The sequence below is a fragment of the Mesorhizobium sp. M0207 genome, from assembly GCF_040321995.1.
Lineage (GTDB): Bacteria > Pseudomonadota > Alphaproteobacteria > Rhizobiales > Rhizobiaceae > Mesorhizobium.
Genome location: NZ_JAMYSQ010000023.1, coordinates 45,259 through 72,016, shown reverse-complemented (window position 1 = coordinate 72,016; position 26,758 = coordinate 45,259). Strand labels below are relative to the sequence as shown.

Below are 26,758 nucleotides of genomic sequence, written 5' to 3'. Positions count from 1 at the left end.
TCAATTTGGCCGGGAATAAACCTGCCACTGGCAGCGTTATTCATTTGCTTGGGTGACCGGGGCGGCGGACCGCTTCGCGCTGGCCGCTTGCGCCGCGCTGCAAAGGCGCGTTCAATCATCACGGACAGGGGCCCTCCAGAACCAGCGGTCATGGACGAAAAGAAGGCAGCAATCCTTGGTGAAATACCGCGTCTGCGCCGCTATGCACGCTCGCTGTTGCGCGACCGCGATTCCGCTGACGATCTCGTCCAGGATTGTCTCGAGCGGGCACTTGTGCGGCTCGACAATTGGCAGACAGGAGAAAGCCCCAGGAGGTGGCTGTTTACGATCATGCATCATTTGTTCATCGACCAGATGCGCAAGGTGAACCGGCGCGGCGAGGCAGCGATGCTGCCGCTCGAGGCGAGCGAGGCGCAGGCAGCACCCGCCGAGCAGGTCGAGAGCATCGCCTCGCGCGAGATCGTCGACGCGCTGCAGGCGATCAGCCCTGACCGGCGCGCGGCACTTGTGATGGTCGCCATCGAAGGGTTTTCCTACGCCGAAGCCGCCAACATCCTTGGGGTTCCCGCCGGCACCTTGATGTCGCGCATCGCGCGCGGGCGCGAGGAACTGCGCGCGCTGCTTGATGATACCGCGCGCCGCCGGTCGATAAGGATCGTCGAGAAATGAGCCGACGCGATTTCTCCGAACGCGACATCCACATGGCTCTCGATGGCGAGTTGCCGGGCGATGAGCGGACGGCCTATGAGGCATGGCTCGAGGCCAATGCCGAGATGAAGGCCAGGAGCGCACGCTACGCCGCCGACCGGGCAGCGTTGCGCGCAGCCTTTAACGGCGTGCTGGACGAGCCCGTCCCGGTGCGGCTGACCAAGGTGGTGCTTGGCGAGGCGCCGGTGGTCAGAGTGTCGCCATCGCGCTCGCGTTGGTGGCTTGCGGCCGCCGCTGCCGCCATCCTGGTGATTGGCGGCGCTGGCGGCTACCTTGCCGGCATCGGCCGCCTCGGCCTGGAAAACACGGCCGAAGACCAGCTTGCCGAAGAGGCGATCGCCGCCCATGTCATCTATGCCGCCGAAAAGCGGCATGCGGTGGAAGTGCCGGCAAGCGACAAGGATCATTTGCAGAGCTGGTTGTCGAACCAGGTGGGTTTGAAGCTCGTCGCACCGGATCTGGCGGCGCAAGGTTTCCAACTGGTCGGTGGCCGGCTGCTGCCTGCCGGCCAGGGCAAGGCCGCGATGCTGCTTTACGAGGACGACAAGGGCGAGCGCATTTCGCTCTTCGTCATCGCCGAATCGGCAGCCAAGGCCAAGGGCACTTATGGGGAAGAAGATGGTCCTGAGGCCGTCTACTGGCTGGACAAGGGTTATGGCTGCGCCGTCGTCGGATCGCTGCCGCGCGAGCAGCTGGCCGCAGTGGCCAAGAGCGCCTATGGCCAGCTTCTGGCGGGCTTGAAAAGCTGAGCAGGATCTCGTTTTTCCGGAGCCGCGCCGATGCCGAAACACGAAGGTCGTTTCAAAGCCTTTGCGCGACCTGCCTGCCTTGAAAACTGTCACAATTCGGCCCTAATCGAGGTGCGATAGCGCTTGCTGAATGCTGGCACTTCGGCTGGTGTGACCGATGTTTAGACTAGGGCAGTTTCCACAACCCAATCGAGGTTTTCTGAGCCCGCATGCCTGCCGAGATTCGCAAGGCCCGCGCGTCCGACGTCGATGACCTCGCCGCCATCGAAAAAGCTGTTTTCTCGAGCGACCGCATTTCTCGTCGCTCTTTTCGCCAACTGATCGAACGCGACACCGCCGAACTGCTGGTTGGCGAGAACGATGGCCACGTCGCCGGCTATGCGGTCGTGCTGTTTCGCAAGGGCAGCGGCGTCGCGCGGCTTTATTCGATCGCCGTCGGTCCATTTTTCGGCGGCCGCGGCGTTGGCCGCCTGCTGCTGGAACAGGCTGAAGCCGCCGCTTTCGAGCATGGCCGCATGATGCTTCGTTTGGAAGTCCGCGAGGACAACCCGCGCGCCATCCAGATCTACGAGCAGAGCGGCTACCGCAAGATCGGTCGTGAACCGGACTACTATGAGGATGGCGCCACTGCGCTGCGCTATGAAAAGACCTTGCGCGGCGACATTCCGGTCGCCACCGAAGTGCCGTTTTATCAGCAGACTTGCGAATTCACCTGCGGACCATGCTGCCTGATGATGGCGATGGCTAACTTCGACCCCGGATTCGTGCCGGATCCGGTTATGGAAATCAGGCTGTGGCGTGAGGCGACGACCGTTTTCATGATGTCGGGGCCGGGCGGCTGCGAACCGTTCGGGCTGGCCGTCGCTGGCTATGAGAGCGGGCTTGCTGCTGAGATCTATGTCTCCTTCTACGGCGCGCTGTTCCTGCAGTCGGTGCGCAGCGAGGACAAGCGCCGGGTGATGGAGCTGGCGCAGGTCGACTTTCGCCGCCGCGCGGAACTTTACGGCATCCCGGTGAATTACCGTTCATTCGGGCTTGACGACATTCGCACCGCGATCGCAGAGGGAAAACTGGTACTGGTCCTGATCAGCGGCTTCCTGATGTTCGGCAAGAAGGTTCCGCACTGGGTATTGGCCATCGGTGACGACGGCGATCATATCCTGATCCACGACCCTTGGGTCGAGGACGAGCGGCAGGAGACGATCCTCGATGCTGCCAACATTCCCGTGCCTTACGGCATCTTCATGAACATGGCGCAATTCGGCCGCGACGGATTGCGCGCCGCCATCACTCTCGGAAAGCGCGACAGCCAATGACCTGGGTCATCCTTACCGGCCGGCAGAACGATCTCGACCAAGTGGCGACGCCGCACAAGATCATCACCAATCGCGACTACCTTGCCCATCCGGCACTCTTTCGCGGTCAGCGGCCGAAGGTAATCAACCTGTCGAACAATTACGGCTACCAGAGCCGCGGCTACTACGCCTCGCTGCTCGCGGGTTCGCGTGGCCATAAGGTCATCCCGACGGTCGAAACAATGATCGATCTGTCGGAGCGCAAGCTCTATGAGCACGCGTTGCCGGAACTCGAACTCGCACTCAACAAGTGCCGCAAGGATCTGGGCGGCGCTTTTCCGCAGAAGGTCTGCATCTTCTTCGGCATCGGACCATCCAGGATCTGGGACCGCTTCGCAAAACTTCTGTTCGACTGGTTCCGTGCCCCGGCGCTCGAGGTTCACATCAGGGACAGCGCCGAATGGGCCTCGATCCGCAAGATCGGGTTCCATCCCCTGGCCAGGATGACCGAGGACGAGGAAACGCACTTTCTCCAGTGCCTGGAGACCTACACCAACCGCGAGTGGCGCGACACCAAGGGCCGCACGCCGGCGCGCTACACTTTCGCCACGCTGGTCGATCCGCATGAGGAACTGCCGCCGTCGGAGATTTCGTCGCTGCGCCACTGGGCCAAGATCGCTGAAAAGATGGGCGTCGAAATCGAGCCGATCACCAAGCGGGATCTGGCCAAGCTCGCCAACTACGACGCGCTGTTCATCCGCGAGACCACCTCGATCTCCAATCATACCTACCGCTTTGCCCGCCGCGCCCAGCAGGAAGGTATGCCGGTCATCGACGATCCGCTGTCGATGATCCGCTGCACCAACAAGGTCTATCTCAACGAGCTGATGACCTACAACAAGGTACCGGTGCCGCCGACGGTGATGATTGCTGGCACTTCGGACCTGGAAGTTGCGGCACAGACGCTGGGCTTCCCGCTGGTGCTGAAGATCCCGGACTCCTCGTTTTCGCGCGGCGTCAAGAAATGCGGCACCTTTGAAGAGTTGAAGACGCTCGCAACCGAATGGCTGGAGGATTCCGACCTCCTGATCGCGCAAAAATTCATTCCGACGGAATATGACTGGCGCGTCGGTGTCCTCGGCGGCCAACCCTTGTTCGCCGTCCATTATCTGATGGCCAAGAAACATTGGCAGATCGTCAACCATAAGGCCAACGGCAAGCCCGACCAGGGCGGCATCAAGACGTTCACCCTGAAGGAAGCACCGGCCCATGTCGTCGAGACGGCGGTGAGCGCGGCGCGCTGCATTGGCGATGGCCTCTACGGCGTCGACCTCAAGGAAACCAGGGACGGCGTCTTCGTCATCGAGGTCAACGACAACCCCAACCTCGACCACGGCTGGGAAGACTCCGGCGAAAAAGACGAGGTCTGGGTGCGGCTGACGCAGTGGTTCCTGGAGCGGCTGGACCGGCCGGGGCGATAATATCCGAACTGAGGGGAAAAAGATGCTGTTCTTCGTAACCGAGGATTTTCGCGGCTGCGACCGCAAGGAGATCTACCGCCGTTTCCGCGACCAGGGCCGCCTGAAGCCGGACGCGCTTCTCGTGCACCACAGCTGGATCGCAGCGGATATGAGCCGCTGCTTCCTGCTTGTGGAGGCCGATGACGTCACGCTCCTGCAACGGTGGTCATCGAATGGGCGGATCTGGTCGAATTCGAGATCGTTCCCGTGGCGACGAACAAGGATATGGTGGAGGCATTGAGCGGACATCTCTGACCCGTTGGGAACCTCCTGGTTCGCCACAGCTGAATGCCGCCTTCTCCTATCAAGGAATTAACACGCGGATCGAGCGCCATCTCAAGGAGATCTAAGCCGGTTGCCCGCGCTTCCGCGAGACTGTCGCACTTAGCCGGACTGCCGGATCGTCGCGCTCGACTTCAGCAGCCGATTAATGTCCGACGCCTTTGATGGCACCCCGATCAAATAGCCCTGGGCCTCAACACAACCCTCCTTTTGCAGGAATTCAAGCTGCGCTTCGGTCTCGACACCTTCGGCGGTGACGGTGATGCCCAGCTGTGCGCCAAGCCCGATGATGGCGCGCACGATCGCCGCGGTATCGTGACTGTCGATGTCACGGGTGAAAGAGCGATCGATCTTGATCTTGTCGACGGGAAAGCGCCTGAGGTAGCCCAGCGACGAATAGCCGGTGCCGAAATCGTCCAGCGCGATGCGGACGCCCAGATCGCGTAGCTGCCTGAGTGTCTTGAGCACCAGATCGCTCTCGTCCATCAGCACCGTTTCGGTGATTTCCAGTTCAAGCCGGTTGGCCGGCACGCCCGAGAACGCCAGGGCCGAGATAACGCTGCGGGCAAAGGTACCGCTTTTGATCTGTACGGCGGAGACATTGACGGCGATGCGCCAAGCCGCCCAGCCTGCCGCGGTCGTGCAGGCTTTTCGCAGCGCCCATTCTCCAAGCGGCACGATCAGCCCGGTCTCCTCGGCGGCCGGGATGAAGTCGTCCGGCCGTACCAGGCCGCGCACCGGCGAACGCCAGCGCATCAAGGCTTCGGCACCGACGATTTCGCCGGAGGCGATGTTCATGATCGGCTGGAAATCCAGCTCGAATTCCCGTCGCGACAGCGCTGCCCTGAGATCGATTTCGAGCGCCCGGCGTGCCCGCACCATCGCGTCCATGGCTGGTTCGAAGAAGCGGTACAGGTTGCGCCCTTCGCTCTTTGCCCGATAGAGCGCCATATCGGCATTTTTCAGCAAAGTGTCGGCGTCCTTGCCGTCATTCGGAAACAGCGCAATGCCGAGACTGATGCCGACACGCATGTCGTGCCTTTTGTCGCGAAACGGCTTTCCGATGATCTCGACGATGCGTTTGGCCAGCTTTTCCGCGTCGCCCGGGCTTTTGAGATTGAACTGGATGATGACGAATTCGTCGCCGCCGAAGCGGGCGACAACGTCCGTTTCATTGCGCAGGCACCGTTGCAGCCGTTCGGCCACGCATTTCAGCAGCCAGTCGCCGGCGGGGTGGCCCCAGCTGTCGTTGACCGCCTTGAAATGATCAAGGTCGAGCGAGAATATCGCCAGCGATCCGTCTCTCGTCTCACTCAGGGCTTGGTCGAGCCGTTCGCGAAGCATCGAGCGATTGGGCAGGTTGGTCAGTGTGTCGTGGTGCGCAAGATGGGTCATGCGCTCTTCCACGCGCCTGCGCTCGGTGACGTCGTCGAACGTCGCGACCCAGCCGCCGCCGCTCATCGGCCGGCGCGCAACCAGCAGCGTCCTGCCGTCAGCGAGATGGCGATGCGTTACGTGTGTTTTCCCCGCCCGCAGGCAGGCTTCGATTTGCGAGATTTCGCTGTCGGGGTCGAGCTTTGTATAAATGCCCAGTTCCAGCAGCCGCTTGAACGCATCACGGTGGCTCATACCAAGCGGGAAGTCGGCCGGCCTGACATGATAAAGTTCCAGGAAACGTTCGTTGCGCACGATCAGCTTGCCATCCGCATCGTACATCAAAAGGCCTTGCGACATGTTGGCAAGTGCCGCGTCGAAACGGCGGTGCTGCTCCTTCAACTCCTGCTCGGCGCGCCGTTGCTCGGTGATGTCCTCGTAGATCGATACCCAACCGCCTGACGCCAGCGGCCGGTGCGAAATGTTGACGATACGCCCGTCTGCAAGCGTTTCCTCATAGGTGGAAGGTTTTGCCTGGTCGATATAGGGCTTGCGGATGGCATAGAGTTGCTCAGCGCTTTGCGAGGCGATGCCGATATCCACGCTGTGCTGGAGGATGTCGAAAAACCGGATGCCGGGCCGCACCACTTCGGCGTCGAGGCGAAAGATACTGATGTAGTTCCCGTTGCAGATGATCATCCGTTCATCGGCATCGAACATGCACAGGCCATGCGACATGTTCTCGACCGCTGCCGAAAAACGCTCGTTCTGTTCGCGCAGCTCGTCTTCAATAGGTTGCGGCTGACCAACGCCTTTGGCCCTCTGTCGGCGGACGGACGAACCAGCCTTGATACCGGCAACGGGCATGAGGCAAGCCTATGGACCATGGTTAACCATGGCACTGTTGTCCCTGCCGGTTAATTTACCGTTTTCAGCCGGCTGGAACGGCAGTCTGGCGTCGCGACTTTTCGATCGCCGCAAAGCGTTTGAGAAAGGCATTCTGCGCCCAAGTCACCGAGCGCGGCGTGACGTCGAAGCGCTCGGCATTGAAGCCGCGCGGCCGGCCGAAGAACTCCGTCGCCTCTGCCGTCGAAAAACCCGCAAGCAGCGTTGCTTCGAAATAAGCGGCGATCTGATCCGCTCGCTTGATCTCCTTGCGCAGTCCCGCGTCGAGTTCGGCCGGCAGTGAAAAGCGCAGATGGATGGCGCGCTGCAGCCTGATCTCGCAATCCCTGTAGCTGCCGCCCATGACGGATTTGAACGGCGAGATCATGTCGCCGATGACATATTCCGGCGCGTCGTGCAGCAGCGCCGCCAACCTCGCGTCGGCGTCGGCATCCGGCATCAGCTCGCCGACAAGCGTTTCGACCAGCAGCGAATGCTGGGCGACAGAAAAGGCGTGCTCGCCTCTGGTCTGGCCGTTCCAGCGTGCGACGCGGGCAAGGCCATGGGCAATATCGGAGATCTCGATGTCGAGCGGCGAGGGATCGAGCAGATCGAGCCGTCGGCCGGACAGCATGCGCTGCCAGGCGCGCGGCGGCGCCCCGGCGCGATCGGCAGCCATCAGGCGTCCTCCGCGCCAATGGCTTCCCGCGGAAAGCTGAATTTCGCCCAGGACGGGATAGCGAGCGACACGGCGACGTCCTCCGCAAGGATCGGCAGGCCGGCGTCGAGCGCTGCCTTGACCCGGTCGATGCGGGCAATGGCAAGGCCTGTCCTGGCCGCGGTCGAGCCAAGCGTGCCGACCGGTCGCCCCTCCACGGTCAACTCTGCGCGCGAAGTGGGCAGGGTGCGTTCGGCCGAGACAATCAACACCCGACGCCTGGCAGTGCCGCGATGCTGCATGCGCGAGACGACCTCCTGGCCGACGTAGCAGCCTTTCTTGAAGCCGACACCGCCGATCTCGTCGAGCAACACGTCATGCGGAAAAGCGTCGCCGAGCTGGTAGTCCGCACCGCTTTCGGCAATGCCATGGGCGATGCGAAAGGCTTGCCATGCAGCAAGGTCGCCGCCATCTGCGGTGTCATCGTAGAAGCGCTTGACGGCAGTATCGACAAACCGCGCATCAGCAAACGGTGCTGATTCAAATTGCGAAGTGGTTGAATCGCTTCCCCATGCGACGGCCACAACCGGCTGATCCAGCTTGGCAATTTCGACTTTGGCGCGCAATTTGTAGAGCGTCAGCCGGCGCATGAAATCATCGGCGGTCTCGGTACGGCATTCAAGTCGGAAAGCATTTTCGCCGGCGCGCGAGATCAGGAAGTCGAAAAGGATCTTGCCTTGCGGCGTTAGCAGCGCGCCGGGCTTTGCTTCGCTGCTGCCGAGCACGTCGAGGTCGGTGGTCACGATGTTCTGTAAGAAGTGCTCGGCATCCGGCCCGGACACGGAAACGAGTGCGCGATCTCTGAGCGGGGCAAAGGGCATGGTGGGAAAACGAGCCTGATCTTGCAAAACTATCGGCCATTACGTAAGCCGCTGGAACTTCCCCCGCAAGAGACCGGATCCGTATGGCCCCCATCTACGATCTCATCCTGACAGGCGGCACCGTGGTCAATCACGACGGCCAGGGTTTTCGCGACGTCGGCATCAATGGTGGGCGCATCGCTGCCATCGGCGACCTCCGCCAGGCGTCGGCCGGTGAGACGATCGACTGCCGTGGGCTGCACATCCTGCCGGGCGTCGTCGACAGCCAGGTGCATTTCCGCGAGCCGGGCCTGGAGCACAAGGAAGATCTGGAAACGGGCTCGCGGGCAGCGGTGCTCGGCGGCGTCACCGCCGTCTTCGAGATGCCGAACACCAATCCGCTGACCACCAGTGAGGCAACCCTTGCCGACAAGGTGCGGCGTGCCACCGGCCGCATGCATTGCGACTTTGCCTTCTGGGTTGGCGGGACCCGCGACAATGCAAAAGACGCTGGCGATCTCGAGCGGCTGCCTGGTGCGGCCGGCATAAAAGTTTTCATGGGCTCGTCCACCGGCGACCTGCTGGTCGAGGACGACGAAGGCGTTGCCTCGATCCTGAGGAACACACGCCGCCGCGCCGCCTTTCACTCCGAGGACGAGTTCCGGCTGCGCGAGCGGCTTGGCGAGCGCATCGCGGGCGATCCGTCCTCACATCCGGTGTGGCGCGACGAGATCGCTGCGTTGCGCTGCACGGAGCGCCTTGTGCGAATCGCGCGCCAGGTCAGCGCCCGGATCCATGTGCTGCACATCTCGACCGCCGAGGAGATAGGCTTCCTCGAACAGCACAAGGATGTCGCGACCTGCGAGGCGACGCCGCATCATCTGACGCTGAGCGCCGACGATTATGCGCAGTTGGGCACCCTGATCCAGATGAACCCGCCGGTGCGCGCCACGCGCCATCGCGACGGGGTCTGGTACGGCGTTGCGCAAGGCATCGTTGATGTGCTCGGCTCCGACCATGCGCCGCACACGCTGGCCGAGAAGGCAAAGCCTTATCCGGCGTCGCCGTCCGGCATGACCGGGGTGCAGACGTTGGTGCCGATCATGTTGGATCATGTCAACGCCGGCCGGCTGACGTTGCAGCGCTTTGTCGACCTGACCAGCCACGGCCCGCAGCGTATTTTCGGCATCGCCAGGAAAGGCCGTATTGCCGCCGGCTACGATGCCGATCTGACCATCGTCGATCTGAAGCGCCGCGACACCATCGCCAACGCCCAGCAAGGCTCCAAGGCCGGCTGGACGCCTTATGACGGCAGGCAGGTGACCGGCTGGCCCGTCGGCACCATCGTGCGCGGCCGGCGCGTGATGTGGGAAGGCGAGATCGTCACGCCAAGCCAGGGCAGGGCGGTGGAATTTTCCGAGGCGCTGGCGCGCTAGTCGCCGGCGACGAAGAACGTCCATTGTCCGGTCGGCGTGATGCCGACGCGGTAGAAAATGTAGGCACCGAACTGCTTCATGTCGTCATAGTCGCTGGCGGTGACGATCTTGAACAGCTCGACCCGTTGTCTGGCGTCGAGCTTGTCCAGTGGCAGGGCGAAGAAATAGGGCCAGACATAGAGATCCTGCGGCGTGCCGGCATCGACATGGACAAAACCGGCACTGAGCACTTCTTCCAGGATGGCGAGGATCTCCTGGCCTTCCGTATCGCCCGAAAGGCCCTTCAGGAAGGCGATCGGGTCGCCCTCGATGTCCCCCAGCGACAATTGGGTCATCGTGTCGCCCTTGCCGATCAGCGGGCGAAGTTTTTCGATGTCGCCGCTTTTGCAGGCCTCGACTATCAGATCGTGCATGCGCCTGACCGGTTCCGGCAACTTGGCCAGGTCGTAGACGACTTCGGGCACGGGCGCGTCCGGATCGACATGCGGATTGGCCATGCCGCCATCGTTGGCCGGCCCTTTCGGTTCGGTTTGTTCCGGCTCGTCGGATGGCGTCGGCTGGCTGGCCGGTGGTGGCGTCGTGCCGAGCGGGCCGGGCATCGGCACGGTACTTCCGGGCGGCGACATGTCAGCGTCGGGCGGCGGCGTGACCGGTGAGGGAAGGTCTTCGCGCTTGATCTCGCTGAGAGCTTGAGAGGGACTGCTCGCAAGAAACAGTGCAGAAGGAATCATCGCGCAGGAAGCGGTGAACCAAATGCTGAGGACCAGGCCGCGCGGCTTGCCTGATATCGAAAAATTCACCGCCTGCTACTCCCTGGTTCCAGCCCATCCATGTGCCCGGACATGATGTCCGGCGGCGCGCCGTCGTCAAAGAACCGGGGTCAGTGACGCAGTCTTTCGGGCTCGAAGGCCCCGGCAATCACCTTTTCACGCATGCGATCGAGCAGGGCAAGCGCCGAGGTCTCGCCATTGGTGCGCAGCATTTCGCCGAATGCCGTTTCGAGGGCCGCCTCGGCGATGATTTCCGGCTCGATCCCGGCCGACAATCCTTCTGCCCAGGCTTCGCTGTGGCTTTCCACGGCGGTCAGGCGCTTTTCTTCCCTGACCAGCGCGTCGATGTCGTTGACGCCATGTTCCATTGCGATGTCCACCCTTTCAAGCGGTGATCCGTTGGACAGGGATCAAGCTTGAGTTGTCCCTTTTACACGCAGGCGCAGTAAGTATTTGTAAATGCGACATTTTTTTGGTCGTCGTCTACAATTTCCGTCGCGTCCAGCAAACCTGCGTCCGATCCGTTTCAAACTTAGCCGATTAGGCAGGCCAAGGGGACGGAAACCTTCAGTTTGAGTTAATTTCACATCTGCGCGCTAACGTTTCGTTAACATAGTTGCAAAAGTGCAACATCAGGTTTGCACCAAGACCTCACTCGAGGCAAGCGGAGAAGCGTCGAACGCGTCCGCCGCAACGGCGCCGACCCTTGATGCGGCTTTTCCGCAAAGCGGCTGCCGCCGTCAGTTTCCGTAGCGCGAGGCGATGTCGCGAGACAGCGTCTCGCCTTCCTTCATGTAGCGGCTGATGGCTTCCGTCGCCGAGGCGGTGCATTGCGTATAAGTGCCGCCGAACGACCGGTAACCGCGGTTGAAGCTGGCGATGAAGCGGGCGCGCCGCTCCGGGTTCGGATTTTCCGATGCGATCAGTTTTTCCATCTCGGCTCGCCACCGATCGCCCTTCTCGCCACACAGATTACGCAGGAAATGCAGCGAGCCGAGCACTTCCGCCAGCCGCATCAGCCCGGGCTCGAACGGTGCTTCGGCGGCAATCGCCGGGCGCGCACCGACAACCACACTGACGGCGAGGCATGCGGCGAGAAACGAAGACGTGCGGCTCATGGGTCCTTGTGCTGAAACAATTTGTCGCCTGCAAGGCGATTCTCTGGCTCAGATCTCGCCGTCTTTGTCGGGACCGAGTAGATCGTCGGCAATTTCAAACACTGCATCGGCGAGCGGCATCGCTGTCATTTCGGCCAGCGTATAGAAAGCCGCGGTCTCGGCATCGTCGCTGGCCACCGCCTCGCCGCCAGCATACTCGGCCCCAAACACCGTCAGCCAGTAGTCGACCGGATGCCCGTCGCCGCTGCCGTCGATGTGGATTTCCCGCAGCGGCCGGTAGCTGCGCGCCTGCAATCCGGTCTCTTCCAGCAATTCGCGCCGTGCTGCCTGTTCCAGCGTCTCGCCGGCTTCGACCTTGCCGCCGGGAAAGGCATGGAGACCTTGCGAGGGCGGCCTGGCCCGCTTGACCAGCAGCACCGTGTTCTCGCGCACGACGCAGACCGAGACTGCCGGAATGATCTTGCGTGCTTCCATGGGCTTCGGATCGCTCGATTGGCATAGCCCGTTGTGGACCGGCCGCCGGCGAACAGCTTTAGCGGTTGCGAAAGGCGGATTCCATGGCCACTTTCACATGCCACCAATTCGAGAGCTGAATTCATGTGCGGACGCTTTGCTTTGACGGCCACTCCGGACCAGACCGCCGCCTTTCTCAGCCTAGCGGAACTTGAGGAGTTTCCGGCCCGCTACAACATCGCGCCGACGCAGCCGGTGCTGATGGCGTTCGCCGGATTGCCACAGGCGCCGGGCTCGAACCTGCCCGACCGCCGCTCGATGCTGGTGCGCTGGGGCCTGATCCCGGCCTGGGTCAAGGATACGCGTAACTTCCCGCTGCTGTTCAACGCGCGTTCTGAGGGGGCTTCGGAAAAGGCGTCGTTTCGCGCTGCCATGCGCCATCGCCGCGCCCTGGTACCGGCTTCGGGATTCTACGAATGGCACCAAACCGGTGGCAGAAGAGGGCAGCCCTATTGGGTGCGGCCAAGGCATGGCGGGCTTGTCGCCTTCGCCGGGCTGATTGAGACCTATGCTGAGCCGGGCGGCTCGGAAATGGACACCGGCGCTATTCTGACCGCCCACGCCAATGCCGATACTGCCCATATCCACGACCGCATGCCGGTAGTGATCCACCCCGAGGATTTCGCGCGCTGGTTGGATTGCCGCACGCTCGAGCCGCGCGACGTGGCCGATCTGCTGAGACCCGCCCAGCTCGATTTCTTCGAAGCGATCCCGATTTCCGACCTCGTCAACAAGGTCGCCAATACCGGGCCGGAGATTCAGGAGAAGGGCGTCGTCGAGCTTGAGCCCGACAAGGTCAAGCGCCGGAAGTCCGGCGCGAACGACAGTCAGATGAGTTTATTTTAGCAAAAGCTACTATTACTGGTTCGCCGTGAGCGCCTCAATCTTTCCCGACGGCATTCTCAGGCAGCGCGCGGCGAAACGATTTTTTGCGCCGGCTTCTTCTTCTTCGCGGTGTGCAGAAGAGCTGCGACGATTGCTGCCGGGCCGATCGCCCGGTAATGGCTGGCGAGCGCCGGTTGCTTGGCGCGGTTGGATTCTTGCTTAGGCATTGTTCTCTTCCCTGGTAACGTCTTCGTGTCTGCGTTTGCTGGCCGAATCCGACCAAATCGTGACGCTTGCTGATCTAGCCGGCGAATGTTTCATCACAGTGCCGACCTGTTTAATAAAATGTTTCAGTGGCTCAATTCCTGTGAGCCAACGATATTTTTGGCGAAGGTAGCGACTTGACGGCAACACCGGGCAAGGCGATAAAGCCGGCCATGAGAACGTCTTTCGCCATTTGTGGCATTTGCATTATTGGCTAGCCTCGCGCTGGTCCTGGACGTTTTCGCCTCATCTCCTCCCAGATTGGACAAACGCCCCGGCCAGCAGGCTGGAGCCGATTTGCGCCTCGGCGCAACCGACTCCATCCAGAGCACGATCCCAGAAGGTCATGCCAAAGTAACGCACCGGGAACGCACGTATGTCTGACGCATCGAAGAGCCTGCGCCTCTACAACACGCTAACGCGGAGCAAGGAGGATTTCTTCCCGATCGATCCGCGCAACGTGCGCATGTATGTCTGCGGCCCGACGGTCTATGACTTCGCCCATATCGGCAATGCGCGGCCGGTGATCGTCTTCGACATGCTGTTCCGCTTGCTGCGCCATCTCTACGGGCAAGCGCACGTCACTTACGTCCGCAACATTACGGACGTCGACGACAAGATCAACGCTCGCGCGCTGCGCGATTTCGGCGGCGAAATTGCATCGGGCAAGCTGTCGCTGAACGAAGCGATCAGGCGGGTCACCGAAAAGACCGCCGGTCAGTTCCACAAGGACGTCGCGGCGCTCGGTTGCCTGGAACCGACGGTCGAGCCGCGCGCCACCGAGTTCGTCGAGCCCAGGCCCGACGGCAAGGTCGACATGATCTTCTTGATTCAACGCTTGATCGAACGCGGCCATGCCTATGTCGCGGCTGGAGAAGTCTTGTTCGACACCGCTTCCATGCCGGATTATGGGCAGTTGTCGAAGCGCAATCTCGATGAGCAGCAGGCCGGCGCCCGCGTCGCCGTCGATGAGCACAAGAAGAACCCGCAGGATTTCGTGCTGTGGAAATTGTCTTCGCCCGAGGAGCCGGGCTGGGACAGCCCGTGGGGCAGGGGTCGGCCGGGCTGGCACATCGAGTGCTCGGCGATGTCGGCCGCCTATCTCGGCGAGGTGTTCGATATCCATGGCGGTGGTCTCGACCTGATCTTTCCGCACCACGAGAACGAGATCGCGCAATCGCGTTGCGCCCACGGTACCGAAACGATGGCCAAGATTTGGATGCACAACGGTTTCCTGCAGGTCGAGGGCCAGAAGATGTCCAAGAGCCTGGGCAATTTCTATTCGATCACCGAATTGCTGGAGACGGATACCTTTGGCGGCCGCAAATGGCCGGGCGAGGTGCTCAGGCTGGCGATGCTGATGACGCACTATCGCGAGCCGATCGACTTTTCCGTGCGCAAGCTGGAAGAGGCGGAGAATACGCTGCGCAAATGGAAGCGGGCGGCCGATCTGGCGCCGCCGACGGCAAAGCCGGTGCCGGCGGATGTGATCGAAGCGCTGTCGGATGACCTTGCCACCTACGCCGCATTCCAGTTGCTGACGCAGTTGGCTGGTGATGCTGTTGATTTCAACGCAGGTAGCGGCAACGCAGCCGCCGAAGACAACGATGCTGCCGCTTCACTGAAGGCATCGCTTCTGTTCCTCGGCTACGACATCGCAACAGCCAAGGTGGATGAAGACGCCATTGCCAAGGCGATCGCCAAACGCCTCGCGTTGATCGCCGCCAAGAACTGGGCCGAGGCCGACCGCATCCGCGACGAGTTGCTGACGCAAGGCATCCAGTTGAAGGACGGCAAGGACCCCGTCACCGGCGAACGCATCACCACCTGGGAGGTAAAAAGATGATCGATCATCTCGGCATCACCGTTTCGGATTTCGACGCGTCGAAGGCTTTTTACGACAAGGCGATGGCGCCGCTCGGCGCCTCGCTGCTCTACATGGTGCCGCAGGAATATACCGGCGGCGCCAAGGTCGGCGGCTACGGCCGCGACCGGCCAGTGTTTTGGCTGCATGCCGACAAGGACAAGCCGAAGGATCATCAGCATGTCGCCTTCACGGCTCGCAGCCGCGCCGAGGTCGATGCCTTTCACGCCGCGGCGATTGCCGCCGGCGGCAAGGACAATGGCCGGCCGGGCCTGCGCCCGCACTACCATCCGAACTATTATGGCGCTTTTGTTTTCGATCCCGACGGCAACAATGTCGAGGCGGTTTGCCATGCCCCGGAGTAGTGCGCGATGAGCCTCGACAACAGACCAGTCTATACAGGCGGCTGCCAGTGCGGCGCGGTGCGCTTCCGCGTCGAAGGAGCTCTCGGCGATGCTTCCGTATGCCATTGCCGCATGTGCCAGAAGGCGAGCGGCAATTTCTACCTGCCGCTGGTCTCGGTGCGCGGCGCAAGGCTGGACTGGACGCGCGGTGAGCCCAAACGCTTCCGCTCGTCCAACGCGGCTTTGCGCGGTTTCTGTGCCGAATGCGGCACGCCGCTGACCTTCGAAGCGCCCGACGGGGTGGCCCTCGCCATCGCCACATTCGACCACCCCGAGGAGATTGCGCCGACCATCCAATGGGGTGTCGAAGCCAAGCTCCCGTACGTGGATCACGTCCACGAATTGCCAGGTGAGGAAACGATGGCCGACGTCTCGTCGGCCTCCTATCTCGCCGATCTCGTCTCCTACCAACATCCCGACCACGACACCGAACAATGGCCGCCGGAGGAAAAATCATGACCGAAACCGTTCGTACCGGCGGCTGCCAGTGCGGCGCCGTGCGCTTTCGCATCCACGGGGCGCTCGGCCGCCCGTCCATTTGTCATTGCCGCATGTGCCAGAAACAGTTCGGGTCGTTTTTCGGCGCGCTGGTGACAGTGCCGAGCGACGGCGTCGAATGGGTGCGCGAGGAGCCGAGTTACTTTCAGTCGTCGGTCAACATCGATCGCGGCTTCTGCGCCCGCTGCGGCACACCGCTGACCTACCGCCAGCCCGGCGCGCTGGAGATCGCCATCGGCGCCTTCGACGACCGTTCCGATCTGGCGCCGCAGATCCAGGTTAACTACGCCGCCAGGCTGCCTTGGGTCGAGACGATCTTCGACGCGCCGATCCATGACGACCCGGATTTCTACGCGCGACAGGAATCCATCATCTCCTTCCAGCATCCCGATCACGAGACGGCCAACTGGCCGCAGCAGGGCCTGAAATTATGAGCAGCGAATTCCGTACCCTCTATCCCGAGATCGAGGCTTTAGAGTCCGGCATGCTCGACGTTGGCGATGGCCATCAGGTCTATTGGGAGCGCTCCGGCACCAGAGGGGCCAAGCCGGCTGTCTTCCTGCATGGCGGGCCGGGCGGCACCATTTCGCCAAAGCACCGGCGGCTGTTCGATCCGAAGCTGTACGATGTCATCCTGTTCGACCAGCGCGGCTGCGGAAAATCGACGCCTAATGCCTCGCTTGAAGCCAACACCACCTGGCACCTGGTCGCCGACATCGAGCGCCTGCGAAAAATGTGCGGCTTCGACAAATGGCTGGTGTTCGGCGGTTCGTGGGGTTCGACGCTGGCGCTGGCCTTTGCCGAGACCCACCCCGAGCGGGTCAGCGAACTGGTCGTGCGCGGCATCTACACGCTGACCCGCGCCGAACTCGAATGGTACTACCAGTTCGGCGTGTCGGAGATGTTCCCCGACAAGTGGGAGCGGTTTCTGGCGCCGATCCCGGAGGCCGAGCGCGGCGACATGATGGCCGCCTACCGCAAACGGCTGGTCGGCAGCGATCCTGTGGCGCAGGTCGAGGCCGCCCGCGCCTGGAGCCTGTGGGAGGGCGAGACGATCACGCTGCTACCGGAACCGGAAACCAGCGGTCCCTTCGGCCAGGATGATTATGCCCTGGCTTTCGCCCGCATCGAGAACCACTATTTCGTCCATGCCGGCTGGCTGGAAGAGGGACAGCTGCTGCGCGATGCATGGAAGCTTAAGGATATCCCGGGTACCATCGTTCACGGCCGCTACGACATGCCGTGCCCGGCGTGCTACGCCTGGGCGCTGCACAAGGCGTGGCCGAAAGCGGATTTCCATCTGATCGAAGGCGCCGGCCACGCCTATTCGGAGCCGGGCATCCTCGACAGGCTGATCCGCGCAACGGACATGTTTGCCGGGAAATGACCATGGCTCGCGAGCGCCTTTATCTGTTCGACACCACGCTGCGCGATGGTCAGCAGACGCCGGGTATCGACTTCTCCGTCGAGGACAAGATCGCCATCGCCAAGCTGCTCGACGAGTTCGGCATCGACTACGTCGAGGGTGGCTACCCCGGCGCCAATCCAACCGACACCGCCTTCTTTGCCGAGCGTCGCACGGCCGATGCCAAGTTCGTTGCCTTTGGCATGACCAAACGGGCAGGAGTGTCGATCTCGAACGATCCTGGGCTTGGCGCGCTGGTCCAGTCGAAGTCGGACGCCATCTGCTTCGTCGCCAAGAGTTGGGACTACCATGTCCGCGTCGCGCTCGGCTGCACCAAGGAGGAGAACCTCGAGGCGATCAAGGCCTCGGTCGAGGCGGCGCTCACTGCCGGCAAGGAGGCGATGGTCGACTGCGAGCATTTCTTCGACGGCTTCAAGGCCAACCCCGATTATGCGCTGGCCTGCGCCAGGACGGCCTACGATGCCGGCGCGCGCTGGGTGGTGCTGTGCGACACCAATGGCGGCACGCAGCCCTCCGAGGTGCGCGCCATCGTCGAAAAGGTGATCGCCACTGGCATACCGGGCGACCATCTCGGCATCCACGCCCATGACGACACCGGCCAGGCGGTGGCGAATTCGCTTGCCGCCGTGGAGGCCGGCGTCCGCCAGATCCAGGGCACGCTGAATGGCATCGGCGAGCGCTGCGGCAACGCCAACCTGATCTCGATCGTGCCGACATTGGCGTTGAAGCCGGCCTTTTCCCGCCGCTTTGCTACAGGCATTTCGGCAGAGGCGCTGACCGGTATATCGCGCCTGTCCCGCGCCTTCGACGAGTTGCTGAACCGTGCGCCCGAAGCGCAGGCGCCCTATGTCGGTGCCTCCGCTTTTGCTACCAAGGCCGGCATCCATGCCTCGGCGCTGGCAAAGGAGCCGGCGACCTACGAGCATGTGCCGCCAGAGACCGTCGGCAACCGCCGCCGCGTCATGGTTTCGGACCAGGGCGGCAAGGCCAATTTCCTGGCTGAGCTGAAACGGCGTGGCATCGACATGCCCCGGGACGACCATCGCCTCGACGCGCTGATCGCCGTGGTCAAGGAGCGCGAGGCCGAGGGCTATGCCTACGAAGGTGCCGACGCCAGCTTTGAGCTTTTGGCGCGCAAGATGCTGCACGGCCTGCCGGAATTCTTCCGCGTCACTTCTTTCCGCTGCATGGTCGAGCGCCGGTTCGACGCCAACGGCCAGCTGAAGACGGTCTCGGAGGCGATCGTGAAAGTGCTGGTCGAGGGCGAGGAGAAGATGTCGGTGGCCGAAGGCCACGGCCCGGTCAACGCGCTCGACATTGCGCTGCGCAAGGATCTCGGCAAATTCCAGAGCGAGATCGCCGATCTCGAACTGGCCGACTTCAAGGTGCGTATCCTCAACGGCGGCACCGAGGCGATCACCCGCGTGCTGATTGAATCGCATGACGGCACCGGTGCGCGCTGGTGGACGGTCGGCGTCTCCGAAAACATCATCGATGCTTCCTTCCAGGCGCTGATGGATTCGATCGTCTATAAGCTGATGAAGAACCGCGACATGGCGGGCTTGGCGGCGGCGGAGTAAGAAATGGGCTTTTCGATAAGCTGGCTGGGCTTTCGCGGTTACGGGATAAAGGAAGCTGCGGCGTTGTTCGGGCGCGAGATTGGCGATCCATCGGAGATTTTCGAAGCGCCTGTGAACGCCTATGCCAGCGAAAAGAACTGGGCGATCATCATCCTCGATCCCTGCAGCTTTCCGAACCCGCCTCAGCAATATCTGGCCGCGATTTCGCAAGAGCGGGAAATCGTGATCGCGCACATAGAAGAGCATGTAATGTTCGCGCGCGCCGAGCTCTGGCGCGACGGAAGGAACATCTGGAAAGTCTGGCACAGCGGCGACAAGACCGTGCGGGACTTGCATGTCACGGGTGATCTCCCCGCGTCTTTCGAAGCGCTGAAGCAACAGTGTTTTTCAAAGCAGGATGAAGAAGATAGCAAAGGTACAGAGGTCGATCTTGTTTTTGACCTTCCCCTCGATCTTGCGGCGGAACTGACGGGCTTTAGGCACGATGAAGGTTCGCCCGACAACGTCTTTTTCGAACTCAAGGAGAAGCCTGCTCCGCCTTGAGACCGTGTCGTGCCGGGCCTGCAATCACTCTCGCAGACAGCGGCAATTGTTCGACGTTTAGCGGTCGTGTTGAACCATCAGCAAGACTCCATTGATCCATCAGCAATTTGCGATGGTTTTGGGCAAGCCGCTGGCGCATAGCCTTGGGCCATGACTACCCAAGCACTTCACATCGAGGCCGACACCAAAGCTCGTCGCGGCTTCCTGCTGGCGCTCGGCGCCTACCTGCTTTGGGGGCTGCTGCCCTTCTACATGAAGGCTGTCGCGCATCTGCCGCTGGCCGAAGTTATCGCCCACCGCATCGTCTGGTCAGTGCCGATCGCGGCCGCTGTCCTGGTCTGGGCCGGTCGCACTGCCGATTTCAAAGCGGCAGTTCGTTCGCCGCGCATCATTTCGATGGCGATGCTGACGGCAGCGCTGATCTCGGTCAACTGGGGCATCTATGTCTGGGCGATCGCGGTCGACCGCACCATCGAGACCGCGCTCGGCTACTACATCAACCCGCTGGTCAGCGTCGTTGTCGGCGCGCTGCTCCTCGGCGAGCGGCTCGACCGCCTGCAGATCGCGGCGGTGGTGCTGGCGGCAATCGCGGTCGCGGTGCTGACCATCGACGCCGGCAAACTGCCCTGGGTGTCGCTGGTGCTAGCCTTTTCCTTTGCCGCCTATGGCTTCTTCCGCAAGACGCTGCCAATCGGCCCGAGCCAGGGCTTCCTGCTTGAAGTGCTGCTGCTGTCGGTGCCGGCACTCGGCTACATCATCTTCCTGATCGCCACAGGACAGGATCATTTCGTCTCGAGCTCGCTGAACGACACCGCCTTGCTGATCGGCTGCGGTCCGGTCACCGCCGTGCCGCTGCTATTGTTTGCGTTCGGCGCCAGGCTGCTGCGCCTCTCCACCATCGGCATCATGCAATATATCGCGCCGACGATCGTCTTTTTGATCGCGGTGCTGATTTTCGGCGAACCTTTCGGCAGTGTTCAGGCCATAGCCTTCGGGCTGATCTGGGCGGCACTGGCGATGTACTCCTGGTCGATGTTTTCTTCGGCGCGCAAGACCGTTTCCGCATCAGCTCGAGCCGCGTAACGAAGAAAGAAGGCTGGCCGGTCTTAATGCCGGCAGCCGCGTCTTTCACGAGCGCTCAGCGCTTCGGCCCGAAGCCGGGATATGGCTGCAGCGGCACGACGGCGGCAATATCCATCATGCCGGCCTTGACCAGCGGTAAAGTTGCAAGATGGTGGCGCACATCGACATCGCTGCCGGCTTCGAACATCATGCCGCTGCCGGGAATGTCGCCCCGATTCCACACCTGACGCACGGCGCCTTCGGCATAGAGCGTGCGGCGCTGCTCGGCCTCGCCAGGCAGCAGCGGCGCGAAATCGGCGTCGGTGAACTTTTCGGTGTTGCGCGCTAGAAGGGCAAAGAACTGCATCGGAATCTCCTGATGTTGGCCGTTGGAATGGCGGAAATATTCGCTTCTGCTGGCCAGACAGTCCAAGACTGATTAGGCTAAATTTGAGACCTCACGGGACTTGAGCATCGAAGCAACAATGTTCGACCTGCGCCAGCTTCGCTATTTCATCACGGTGGCCGAAACCGGCAACGTCGGGCGTGCCGCCGAATTGCTGCACATCTCGCAGTCGCCGCTCAGCCGTCAGATCATTCAGCTGGAGGAGCAGCTGGGCGTCGCACTGTTCGAGAGGGCGAGGCAGCGTGTTCATCTCAATGCCGAGGGCCGCGCTTTTCTTGCCGAGGCGCGTGCGCTGCTGGCCCATGCAAGACGGCTGGAGGAGCTCGGCCGCAATCTCGCCAGCGGTACGGTCGGCCGTCTCGCCATCGGTTATGTGGAAGGTGCGGTCCATGCCGGGCTTGTCGCTCGGATGCTGCGCCAGTTTCGCCGCGACCGGCCCGAATTTCATCTTCAACTTAAGGGTCAGCGTTCCGCCGCCCAGATCGAAGCGCTGCGCGAACGATCGCTCGATCTGGGCCTCGTCTACACGCCTCCTCCTGCCGACGATCCCGACATCGCCGCCATGCTCATTATGCGCGAGCCGCTGGTTCTGGCGATGCCGGAAGGCGATCCATTGGCAGAAATCGCGGAGATACTGCCGCAGCAACTGGACGGACGCACCTGGATCACGGTGGTGCGCCAGCCTGACGACACCAACCGCAGCCAATTTCTCGCCGCCTGCGCGAAGGCGGGCTTCCTGCCCGACATTGCCTATGAGACGACCGATCCGTTGACGTCGTTGGGCCTGGTCAGCGCCGGGCTTGGGCTGGCGACGGTGCAGGCCAGCCTGCGGAGTGCCGCGCCGCCTCAGACCGTGTTTCGCGATCTGCCGTGGTTTGAACGCACCGTCTCGATCCATCTCGCCTGGCGGCGTCAGGACAAGCGTGCGGTCATCGGAGACTTGAGGAAGGCAGTAGGCAAGGAGTGAATAGTGAATAGTGAATGGACAGGCGCCGGTTTGGAAAGTCTTCTACTTCACCATTCACCATTCACCATTCACCATTCACCATTCACCATTCACCATTCACTCTACATCTTATCAATCACCGACTGCACACCCTCCGTCGGTGCATCGACGGAGGATCCCGCCACCATGATAGCGGCGACGATTGCTTCCGGATCCTCGACCACCAGCGGCTTGACCCGTTGCGCCGTGTGGATGAAGCCCTCCGTTGCCATGTGGTCGAGCAACGCCAGCATCGGATCCCAGAACCCTCCGACGTTGCCGAAGACGATCGGCTTGCGGTGATGGCCGAGCTGCGCCCAAGTCATGATCTCGACGATCTCCTCGACCGTGCCGATGCCGCCGGGCAACGCCACAAAGGCGTCGGATTTCTCAAACATCCTGTGCTTGCGCTCGTGCATGTTGTCGGTGATGACGAGCTCGTCGAGCCGGTTAAGCGCGGTTTCGGTCGCCTCCCGGTTGATCAGAAAGCGTGGAATTATGCCGGTTACCTTGCCACCGGCCTTTAATGCCCCTTCAGCGACGGCACCCATGATCCCTTTAGTGCCGCCGCCATAAATCAGACGCAGGCCGGACTTGCCGATCGAGCGGCCAAGCAGGTGTCCGGCCTTGATATAGGTCTCATCTCGGCCCGGGGACGAGCCGCAATAGACGCAGACAGATCGAATCGTGTTCATGTTATGATTGGTGATAGGGACTATAGGCATGGTCAAGCCCCGGGGCGGGCTTTTTCTTGTCGGCTTTGGCAAAACAGGCTAGACCGAAATTAGGTGGCTAAGGGGCAGGGAAACATGGCAATTAATCCATTGAAGGCGTTTTTGTTCGCGGCTGGCGGCTCTGTCGCAGCAGCGGGAACCGCCTATGTATCGGGCGCACTCGACCCCTATCTCAATTCTACCCGGCCTGCGGAGGTCGCGGCGCTGACGCCGCCGGCTTCGAAACCGGCCGCTCCGGCGACCGAGGACCGGCTGCCGCCTGCGTCTGCCGCGTCCACCGATGCGGCAGCGCCCGCCGCGCCGGCCACAGCAGGTGCAATCGTGCCGACCTTCGACATCGTGCGCGTCGAAAGCAACGGCTCGATCGTCGTCGCCGGCAATGCGGCGCCCAACGCCAAGGTCGAGATTCTCAACGGTTCGGCTGTGCTCGGCTCGACGGTCGCCGGTCCCGACGGCGCCTTTGCCATTATTCTCGACGATCCGCTGAAGCCCGGCGACTACACGATCACACTGCGCTCGACGGCTGGCAATGTCGTGACCGCCTCGGCGCAGACCGCCGTCGTTTCGATCCCCCAGAATTCCACCGGCCAGGTGCTGGCAATGGTCGAGGAGCCGGGCAAGCCGTCCGAACTGCTCACTGTTCCGGCCCCTCAGGCGAAATCTGACGCCTCGCCGCCTGTCGGCGAACAGGCGGCCGTTCAGCCACCCGCCACGGGCATCGAATTGCCGGCTGCCGCAGCGCCGGCGCCAGCCGCCCCGGCGGCTGACGTTCCAGCAGCGTCTGCTCCTGCCGCGCCGGCCGCTGTTGAAGCCGCGCCGGCTCCGGCAGCGCCCGCCACACCGGCAGCGCCCGCTACTTCCGCGGCGGAGCGGAAGATCGTCGTCGAAGCTGTCGAAATCGACGGCAACAAGATTTTCGTTGCCGGCGTCGCCGATCCCGGCCGCAAGGTGCGTGCGTATGCCAACGATATCCTGCTCGGTGACGCGAAGACCTCGCCCGACCGCCACTTCCTGGTCGAAGCGACACGCGACATCCCGGTCGGCACCTACACCATCCACGTCGATGCGCTCGATGCCGACGGCGTGACGGTGGTTGCCCGTGCGGCTGTGCCGTTCGAGCGCGAGCCTGGTGAGGCGGTTGCGGCCGTGGCGCCGGCCGAGCAGAAGCCTGCCGGGATAAAACCAGCCGAGCCGAATGCTCCGGCGACCGAAGGCGCACCGGCAACGGCCACCGAAACGCCCGCAACTGTCCCCACTCCTGCAACCGAGGCCCCGGCCGAAATGGCTGTCGCAACGCCTCCGGGCGAAACGCCCGAGACCGTGGCGCCAAAGCTCGAACATGCCGATGGTGCAGTCATCATCCGCCGCCATGACACGCTGTGGCGGATTTCGCGGCGGGTCTATGGCCAGGGCATGCGCTACTCGACCATCTATCTCGCCAACCAGGACCAGATCAGCAATCCGAACCGCATCTGGCCGGGGCAGGTGTTCAAGGTGCCGGAGAAATCGAAGGAAGGCGAGCCCGCCGATCTCAAGGCAATGGGCGACCAGATGACGACGGCGCCAGTCAAGGCCGAATAGCCTTCTGCCCATCAGGATAGCTTGCGGCAGGGCCAGTCATCGTTTATCGCCGATGGACGATGACCGAATCCCCCCTCGTAACGGACCGAAGCCGCGCGGCAGATGAACGCCCGCCGGCCAACTGCACGCCGGCCAACTGCATGCCGGATAGCCGCGCTGTCGCTGTCCGGCTCGCGGCCCTTTCGCATCCAGCGCGGATCGAAATTCTCAAACACCTTTCCGCAAGCCGTTCCTGCTGCTGTCGCGAGGTCGTCGAGCATCTCGACCTGGCGCAGTCCACCGTTTCCCAGCATTTGAAGATCCTGGTCGAGGCCGGGCTGATCCGCTTCGAGCCTGACCGCCAGCGCTCCCGCTATGAGCTCGACCGCGCCGCGCTCGCCGATGTTTCGGCATCGCTGGCCGCGCTGGTCGATTCCTGCTGCTCCGGCCGCTAAAATCATAAGGTAAACAAGAATGGCCGAGAAAACCGTTTCCGCAGATTCTGGCTCGACCTTCAGAACGTTGCGCAATCTCTGGCCCTATATGTGGCCGGCCGACCGCGCCGACCTGAGGGCCCGAGTGGTATGGGCCACCGTACTGCTGGTGGTCGCCAAGCTGACCCTGGTGGCCGGACCCTATTTCTTCAAATGGGCGACCGACGCACTGGCCGGCGATAGCAAATCGCCGCCGCCGCTGCCGGCCCTGCTGCTGGCGCCGGTCATGCTGGTCGTCGCCTACAATGCGGTGCGGCTGGTGCAGCTCGGCTTCAACCAGTTACGCGATGCCCTGTTTGCACGGGTCGGCCAGCATGCGGTCCGCCGGCTCGCCTTCCGCACCTTCGTGCACATGCACGAACTGTCGCTGCGCTTCCACCTCGAACGGCGCACCGGCGGACTGTCGCGCGTCATTGAGCGCGGCACCAAGGGCATCGAGACGATCGTCCGCTTCACCATGCTGGCGACGGCGCCGACAATCGTCGAATTCGCGCTCACCGCCGGCATCTTCGCCGTCACCTATGGCTGGCTATACGTCTTGGTGATCGCGGTCACGGTCTGGCTCTATGTCTGGTTCACCGTCAGGGCGAGCGATTGGCGTATTTCGATCCGCCGTGAGATGAACGAAAGCGACAATGAAGCCAGCACGAAGGCGATCGACTCGCTGCTCAACTACGAAACAGTCAAATATTTCAATAACGAAACCATGGAGGCCGAGCGGTTCGACCGGTCCACGGCGCGCTACGAGTTGGCGGCGACCAGGACCTGGACCTCGCTTGGCTGGCTGAACTTCGGCCAAGGTGTGATCTTCGGTATCGGCATGACCGTCGTCATGGTGATGTCGGCGCTCGAGGTGAAGGCGGGCACACAGAGCGTCGGCGATTTCGTCTTCGTCAACGCCATGCTCATGCAGCTTTCGGTGCCGCTGAATTTCATCGGCATGATCTACCGCGAAATTCGCCAGGGCCTGACCGACATCGAAAACATGTTCGATCTGCTCGACGTCAAGCGTGAGATCGTCGATCGGCCGGGCGCCAATCCGCTGGTCGTCGATGCCGGCAGGGTCGAGTTCCGCGACGTACATTTTTCCTACGACCCCAACCGCAAGATCCTGAAGGGCATCAGCTTCGAGGTGCCAGCTGGCAAGACGGTGGCCATCGTCGGCCCCTCCGGAGCCGGCAAGTCGACCATTTCGCGGCTCTTGTTTCGCTTCTACGACATCCAGCGCGGCCAGATTCTGATCGACGGCCAGGACATTCGCGACGTGACGCAGGAGAGCTTGCGCGCTGCCATCGGCATGGTGCCGCAGGACACGGTGCTGTTTAACGACACCATCGCCTACAATATCCGCTACGGCCGCGTCGGCGCCAGCGAGGAGGATGTGCGCAAGGCGGCAGAACTGGCCCAGATCGGACCGTTCATCGAGCGGCTGCCCGACGGCTATCGCTCAATGGTCGGCGAGCGCGGATTAAAACTGTCCGGCGGCGAGAAGCAGCGGGTGGCGATTGCCCGCACCATTTTGAAGGCACCGCCGATCCTGATGCTCGACGAGGCGACCTCGGCGCTGGACAGCCACACCGAGCAGGAGATCCAGGCGGCACTCGACCTGGTCAGCCAGGGCCGCACCACCCTCGTCATCGCCCATCGGCTGTCCACAGTGATTTCGGCCGATGAGATCATCGTCCTGCAGGATGGCCAGATCGCCGAGCGCGGCACCCATGTCGCCTTGATAGCCAAGCGCGGCCTTTATGCATCGATGTGGGACCGCCAGCGCGAGGCAAGCGAGGCCGAGGAGCGGCTGCGCATTGCCCGCGAAAGCGACGAGTTCGGCGTCGTCGTCCGCCGCCGCACCTCGGAGGTGAGCTGAAAATTCGTGCTTGACCTCAACTTAAGTTGAGATCGTAGGCCGTTTTGGATCGCAGCAAAATGCGTCGTTCAAAAACGG

General features: G+C 62.3%; 28 protein-coding genes and 1 pseudogene. 19 read left to right on the top strand and 10 right to left on the bottom strand.

The window, feature by feature from the left end; genetic code table 11:
* Positions 1-150: 150 nt before the first annotated feature.
* From NKJ15_RS25455 to NKJ15_RS25435, 5 genes and pseudogenes are all read left to right on the top strand, one after another.
* Positions 151-669, top strand: coding sequence for a sigma-70 family RNA polymerase sigma factor (locus NKJ15_RS25455; RefSeq protein WP_023719875.1), 519 nt, complete (start codon positions 151-153; stop codon positions 667-669).
* Positions 666-1,457 carry an anti-sigma factor family protein gene (locus tag NKJ15_RS25450; protein ID WP_352471054.1) on the top strand — a complete coding sequence of 264 codons (792 nt, stop codon included), beginning with the start codon at positions 666-668 and terminating at the stop codon, positions 1,455-1,457. Before NKJ15_RS25455 ends, NKJ15_RS25450 begins: the two co-directional genes overlap by 4 nt.
* Positions 1,458-1,666: 209 nt before the next feature.
* Complete coding sequence (locus NKJ15_RS25445) at positions 1,667-2,773, top strand: peptidase C39 family protein (protein ID WP_352471055.1); 1,107 nt, start codon at positions 1,667-1,669, stop codon at positions 2,771-2,773.
* Positions 2,770-4,233: a RimK family ATP-grasp domain-containing protein gene (locus tag NKJ15_RS25440; RefSeq protein ID WP_352471056.1), complete on the top strand. Its 1,464-nt coding sequence runs from the start codon at positions 2,770-2,772 to the stop codon at positions 4,231-4,233. Before NKJ15_RS25445 ends, NKJ15_RS25440 begins: the two co-directional genes overlap by 4 nt.
* A 22-nt stretch (positions 4,234-4,255) precedes the next feature.
* Positions 4,256-4,527: pseudogene (locus NKJ15_RS25435) on the top strand (DUF3303 domain-containing protein).
* Positions 4,528-4,656: 129 nt separating this feature from the next.
* Here NKJ15_RS25435 and NKJ15_RS25430 read toward each other — a convergent pair.
* From NKJ15_RS25430 to ygfZ, 3 genes are all read right to left on the bottom strand, one after another.
* Positions 4,657-6,795: a putative bifunctional diguanylate cyclase/phosphodiesterase gene (locus NKJ15_RS25430; RefSeq protein WP_352818270.1), complete on the bottom strand. Its 2,139-nt coding sequence runs from the start codon at positions 6,793-6,795 to the stop codon at positions 4,657-4,659.
* A gap of 64 nt (positions 6,796-6,859) precedes the next feature.
* Positions 6,860-7,492 (bottom strand): YfbR-like 5'-deoxynucleotidase, encoded by a 633-nt coding sequence (locus NKJ15_RS25425; protein ID WP_023719870.1) that lies wholly within the window; start codon positions 7,490-7,492, stop codon positions 6,860-6,862.
* A complete protein-coding gene (ygfZ, locus tag NKJ15_RS25420; protein ID WP_352818267.1) occupies positions 7,492-8,352 on the bottom strand; it encodes a CAF17-like 4Fe-4S cluster assembly/insertion protein YgfZ in 861 nt (286 codons plus the stop codon). The genes NKJ15_RS25425 and ygfZ overlap by 1 nt, the downstream gene beginning before the upstream one ends.
* An 83-nt stretch (positions 8,353-8,435) precedes the next feature.
* Here ygfZ and NKJ15_RS25415 point away from each other — a divergent pair, with 83 nt between their 5' ends.
* Positions 8,436-9,767, top strand: coding sequence for a dihydroorotase (locus tag NKJ15_RS25415; RefSeq protein ID WP_352818265.1), 1,332 nt, complete (start codon positions 8,436-8,438; stop codon positions 9,765-9,767).
* On the opposite strand, the gene NKJ15_RS25410 is transcribed toward NKJ15_RS25415, so the two are convergent.
* From NKJ15_RS25410 to NKJ15_RS25395, 4 genes are all read right to left on the bottom strand, one after another.
* Positions 9,764-10,567, bottom strand: a complete 804-nt coding sequence (locus NKJ15_RS25410; protein ID WP_352501828.1) for a hypothetical protein — start codon at positions 10,565-10,567, stop codon at positions 9,764-9,766. The two genes, NKJ15_RS25415 and NKJ15_RS25410, sit on opposite strands and share 4 nt — an antisense overlap.
* A gap of 80 nt (positions 10,568-10,647) precedes the next feature.
* Positions 10,648-10,905, bottom strand: a complete 258-nt coding sequence (locus NKJ15_RS25405; protein WP_023677749.1) for a hypothetical protein — start codon at positions 10,903-10,905, stop codon at positions 10,648-10,650.
* Positions 10,906-11,277: 372 nt separating this feature from the next.
* Positions 11,278-11,655, bottom strand: a complete 378-nt coding sequence (locus tag NKJ15_RS25400) for a TIGR02301 family protein (protein WP_023677748.1) — start codon at positions 11,653-11,655, stop codon at positions 11,278-11,280.
* A 48-nt stretch (positions 11,656-11,703) separates the two neighbouring features.
* Positions 11,704-12,129 carry an NUDIX hydrolase gene (locus NKJ15_RS25395; RefSeq protein WP_352540784.1) on the bottom strand — a complete coding sequence of 142 codons (426 nt, stop codon included), beginning with the start codon at positions 12,127-12,129 and terminating at the stop codon, positions 11,704-11,706.
* A gap of 123 nt (positions 12,130-12,252) precedes the next feature.
* Between NKJ15_RS25395 and NKJ15_RS25390 the strand changes: the two genes are divergently transcribed.
* Positions 12,253-13,014, top strand: a complete 762-nt coding sequence (locus tag NKJ15_RS25390; protein ID WP_352818261.1) for an SOS response-associated peptidase — start codon at positions 12,253-12,255, stop codon at positions 13,012-13,014.
* Positions 13,015-13,070: 56 nt separating this feature from the next.
* Here NKJ15_RS25390 and NKJ15_RS25385 read toward each other — a convergent pair whose 3' ends face one another.
* Positions 13,071-13,220 (bottom strand): hypothetical protein, encoded by a 150-nt coding sequence (locus NKJ15_RS25385; RefSeq protein WP_023677745.1) that lies wholly within the window; start codon positions 13,218-13,220, stop codon positions 13,071-13,073.
* A 413-nt stretch (positions 13,221-13,633) separates the two neighbouring features.
* Here NKJ15_RS25385 and cysS point away from each other — a divergent pair, with 413 nt between their 5' ends.
* The 8 genes from cysS (at position 13,634) to rarD (ending at position 20,655) form a co-directional block, all read left to right on the top strand.
* The gene (cysS, locus tag NKJ15_RS25380; RefSeq protein ID WP_352818259.1) at positions 13,634-15,103 is read left to right on the top strand and encodes a cysteine--tRNA ligase; all 1,470 of its coding nucleotides are present in this window, start codon (positions 13,634-13,636) and stop codon (positions 15,101-15,103) included.
* The gene (locus tag NKJ15_RS25375) at positions 15,100-15,486 is read left to right on the top strand and encodes a VOC family protein (RefSeq protein ID WP_352540786.1); all 387 of its coding nucleotides are present in this window, start codon (positions 15,100-15,102) and stop codon (positions 15,484-15,486) included. The genes cysS and NKJ15_RS25375 overlap by 4 nt, the downstream gene beginning before the upstream one ends.
* A 6-nt stretch (positions 15,487-15,492) precedes the next feature.
* Positions 15,493-15,984 carry a GFA family protein gene (locus tag NKJ15_RS25370; protein WP_023677742.1) on the top strand — a complete coding sequence of 164 codons (492 nt, stop codon included), beginning with the start codon at positions 15,493-15,495 and terminating at the stop codon, positions 15,982-15,984.
* Positions 15,981-16,457 carry a GFA family protein gene (locus tag NKJ15_RS25365; RefSeq protein ID WP_352448982.1) on the top strand — a complete coding sequence of 159 codons (477 nt, stop codon included), beginning with the start codon at positions 15,981-15,983 and terminating at the stop codon, positions 16,455-16,457. Before NKJ15_RS25370 ends, NKJ15_RS25365 begins: the two co-directional genes overlap by 4 nt.
* Entirely contained in the window at positions 16,454-17,410 is a 957-nt protein-coding gene (pip, locus tag NKJ15_RS25360; protein WP_352818256.1) for a prolyl aminopeptidase, read from the top strand. The genes NKJ15_RS25365 and pip overlap by 4 nt, the downstream gene beginning before the upstream one ends.
* Positions 17,407-19,029 carry a citramalate synthase gene (gene cimA / locus NKJ15_RS25355; protein WP_352615879.1) on the top strand — a complete coding sequence of 541 codons (1,623 nt, stop codon included), beginning with the start codon at positions 17,407-17,409 and terminating at the stop codon, positions 19,027-19,029. The genes pip and cimA overlap by 4 nt, the downstream gene beginning before the upstream one ends.
* Positions 19,030-19,032: 3 nt before the next feature.
* Complete coding sequence (locus NKJ15_RS25350; RefSeq protein WP_352501831.1) at positions 19,033-19,572, top strand: hypothetical protein; 540 nt, start codon at positions 19,033-19,035, stop codon at positions 19,570-19,572.
* Between the two features lie 150 nt (positions 19,573-19,722).
* Complete coding sequence (gene rarD, locus NKJ15_RS25345) at positions 19,723-20,655, top strand: EamA family transporter RarD (protein ID WP_352818253.1); 933 nt, start codon at positions 19,723-19,725, stop codon at positions 20,653-20,655.
* A gap of 55 nt (positions 20,656-20,710) precedes the next feature.
* Here the strand turns inward: rarD and NKJ15_RS25340 are convergent, their stop codons facing one another.
* Positions 20,711-21,001, bottom strand: coding sequence for a muconolactone Delta-isomerase family protein (locus NKJ15_RS25340; RefSeq protein ID WP_352569658.1), 291 nt, complete (start codon positions 20,999-21,001; stop codon positions 20,711-20,713).
* A 100-nt stretch (positions 21,002-21,101) separates the two neighbouring features.
* On the opposite strand from NKJ15_RS25340, the gene NKJ15_RS25335 reads away from it, so the two are divergent.
* Positions 21,102-22,007 (top strand): LysR substrate-binding domain-containing protein, encoded by a 906-nt coding sequence (locus NKJ15_RS25335; protein ID WP_352743309.1) that lies wholly within the window; start codon positions 21,102-21,104, stop codon positions 22,005-22,007.
* Positions 22,008-22,108: 101 nt separating this feature from the next.
* Here NKJ15_RS25335 and NKJ15_RS25330 read toward each other — a convergent pair whose 3' ends face one another.
* The gene (locus tag NKJ15_RS25330; protein WP_352471073.1) at positions 22,109-22,720 is read right to left on the bottom strand and encodes an LOG family protein; all 612 of its coding nucleotides are present in this window, start codon (positions 22,718-22,720) and stop codon (positions 22,109-22,111) included.
* A 114-nt stretch (positions 22,721-22,834) separates the two neighbouring features.
* Here NKJ15_RS25330 and NKJ15_RS25325 point away from each other — a divergent pair, with 114 nt between their 5' ends.
* The 3 genes from NKJ15_RS25325 to NKJ15_RS25315 are packed head-to-tail and all read left to right on the top strand — an operon-like array spanning position 22,835 to position 26,680.
* Positions 22,835-24,340 (top strand): LysM peptidoglycan-binding domain-containing protein, encoded by a 1,506-nt coding sequence (locus tag NKJ15_RS25325; protein ID WP_352615870.1) that lies wholly within the window; start codon positions 22,835-22,837, stop codon positions 24,338-24,340.
* A 59-nt stretch (positions 24,341-24,399) separates the two neighbouring features.
* Positions 24,400-24,774: an ArsR/SmtB family transcription factor gene (locus tag NKJ15_RS25320; protein WP_352471075.1), complete on the top strand. Its 375-nt coding sequence runs from the start codon at positions 24,400-24,402 to the stop codon at positions 24,772-24,774.
* A 19-nt stretch (positions 24,775-24,793) separates the two neighbouring features.
* Entirely contained in the window at positions 24,794-26,680 is a 1,887-nt protein-coding gene (locus NKJ15_RS25315; protein WP_352471076.1) for an ABCB family ABC transporter ATP-binding protein/permease, read from the top strand.
* The last annotated feature ends 78 nt before the right edge of the window (positions 26,681-26,758 follow it).

Bases quoted from the DNA above. Each gene is read 5' to 3' on its own strand.
- cimA (WP_352615879.1), top strand. From the start codon at position 17,407: ATGACCATGGCTCGCGAGCGCCTTTATCTGTTCGACACCACGCTGCGC.
- NKJ15_RS25445 (WP_352471055.1), top strand. From the start codon at position 1,667: ATGCCTGCCGAGATTCGCAAGGCCCGCGCGTCCGACGTCGATGACCTC.
- NKJ15_RS25315 (WP_352471076.1), top strand. From the start codon at position 24,794: ATGGCCGAGAAAACCGTTTCCGCAGATTCTGGCTCGACCTTCAGAACG.
- NKJ15_RS25415 (WP_352818265.1), top strand. From the start codon at position 8,436: ATGGCCCCCATCTACGATCTCATCCTGACAGGCGGCACCGTGGTCAAT.
- NKJ15_RS25330 (WP_352471073.1), bottom strand. From the start codon at position 22,720: ATGAACACGATTCGATCTGTCTGCGTCTATTGCGGCTCGTCCCCGGGC.
- NKJ15_RS25365 (WP_352448982.1), top strand. From the start codon at position 15,981: ATGACCGAAACCGTTCGTACCGGCGGCTGCCAGTGCGGCGCCGTGCGC.
- NKJ15_RS25390 (WP_352818261.1), top strand. From the start codon at position 12,253: ATGTGCGGACGCTTTGCTTTGACGGCCACTCCGGACCAGACCGCCGCC.
- NKJ15_RS25340 (WP_352569658.1), bottom strand. From the start codon at position 21,001: ATGCAGTTCTTTGCCCTTCTAGCGCGCAACACCGAAAAGTTCACCGAC.
- NKJ15_RS25440 (WP_352471056.1), top strand. From the start codon at position 2,770: ATGACCTGGGTCATCCTTACCGGCCGGCAGAACGATCTCGACCAAGTG.
- NKJ15_RS25400 (WP_023677748.1), bottom strand. From the start codon at position 11,655: ATGAGCCGCACGTCTTCGTTTCTCGCCGCATGCCTCGCCGTCAGTGTG.
- rarD (WP_352818253.1), top strand. From the start codon at position 19,723: ATGACTACCCAAGCACTTCACATCGAGGCCGACACCAAAGCTCGTCGC.
- NKJ15_RS25350 (WP_352501831.1), top strand. From the start codon at position 19,033: ATGGGCTTTTCGATAAGCTGGCTGGGCTTTCGCGGTTACGGGATAAAG.
- NKJ15_RS25450 (WP_352471054.1), top strand. From the start codon at position 666: ATGAGCCGACGCGATTTCTCCGAACGCGACATCCACATGGCTCTCGAT.
- NKJ15_RS25430 (WP_352818270.1), bottom strand. From the start codon at position 6,795: ATGCCCGTTGCCGGTATCAAGGCTGGTTCGTCCGTCCGCCGACAGAGG.
- ygfZ (WP_352818267.1), bottom strand. From the start codon at position 8,352: ATGCCCTTTGCCCCGCTCAGAGATCGCGCACTCGTTTCCGTGTCCGGG.
- NKJ15_RS25370 (WP_023677742.1), top strand. From the start codon at position 15,493: ATGAGCCTCGACAACAGACCAGTCTATACAGGCGGCTGCCAGTGCGGC.
- NKJ15_RS25375 (WP_352540786.1), top strand. From the start codon at position 15,100: ATGATCGATCATCTCGGCATCACCGTTTCGGATTTCGACGCGTCGAAG.
- pip (WP_352818256.1), top strand. From the start codon at position 16,454: ATGAGCAGCGAATTCCGTACCCTCTATCCCGAGATCGAGGCTTTAGAG.
- NKJ15_RS25385 (WP_023677745.1), bottom strand. From the start codon at position 13,220: ATGCCTAAGCAAGAATCCAACCGCGCCAAGCAACCGGCGCTCGCCAGC.
- NKJ15_RS25395 (WP_352540784.1), bottom strand. From the start codon at position 12,129: ATGGAAGCACGCAAGATCATTCCGGCAGTCTCGGTCTGCGTCGTGCGC.
- NKJ15_RS25425 (WP_023719870.1), bottom strand. From the start codon at position 7,492: ATGGCTGCCGATCGCGCCGGGGCGCCGCCGCGCGCCTGGCAGCGCATG.
- NKJ15_RS25455 (WP_023719875.1), top strand. From the start codon at position 151: ATGGACGAAAAGAAGGCAGCAATCCTTGGTGAAATACCGCGTCTGCGC.
- cysS (WP_352818259.1), top strand. From the start codon at position 13,634: ATGTCTGACGCATCGAAGAGCCTGCGCCTCTACAACACGCTAACGCGG.
- NKJ15_RS25325 (WP_352615870.1), top strand. From the start codon at position 22,835: ATGGCAATTAATCCATTGAAGGCGTTTTTGTTCGCGGCTGGCGGCTCT.
- NKJ15_RS25320 (WP_352471075.1), top strand. From the start codon at position 24,400: ATGACCGAATCCCCCCTCGTAACGGACCGAAGCCGCGCGGCAGATGAA.
- NKJ15_RS25405 (WP_023677749.1), bottom strand. From the start codon at position 10,905: ATGGAACATGGCGTCAACGACATCGACGCGCTGGTCAGGGAAGAAAAG.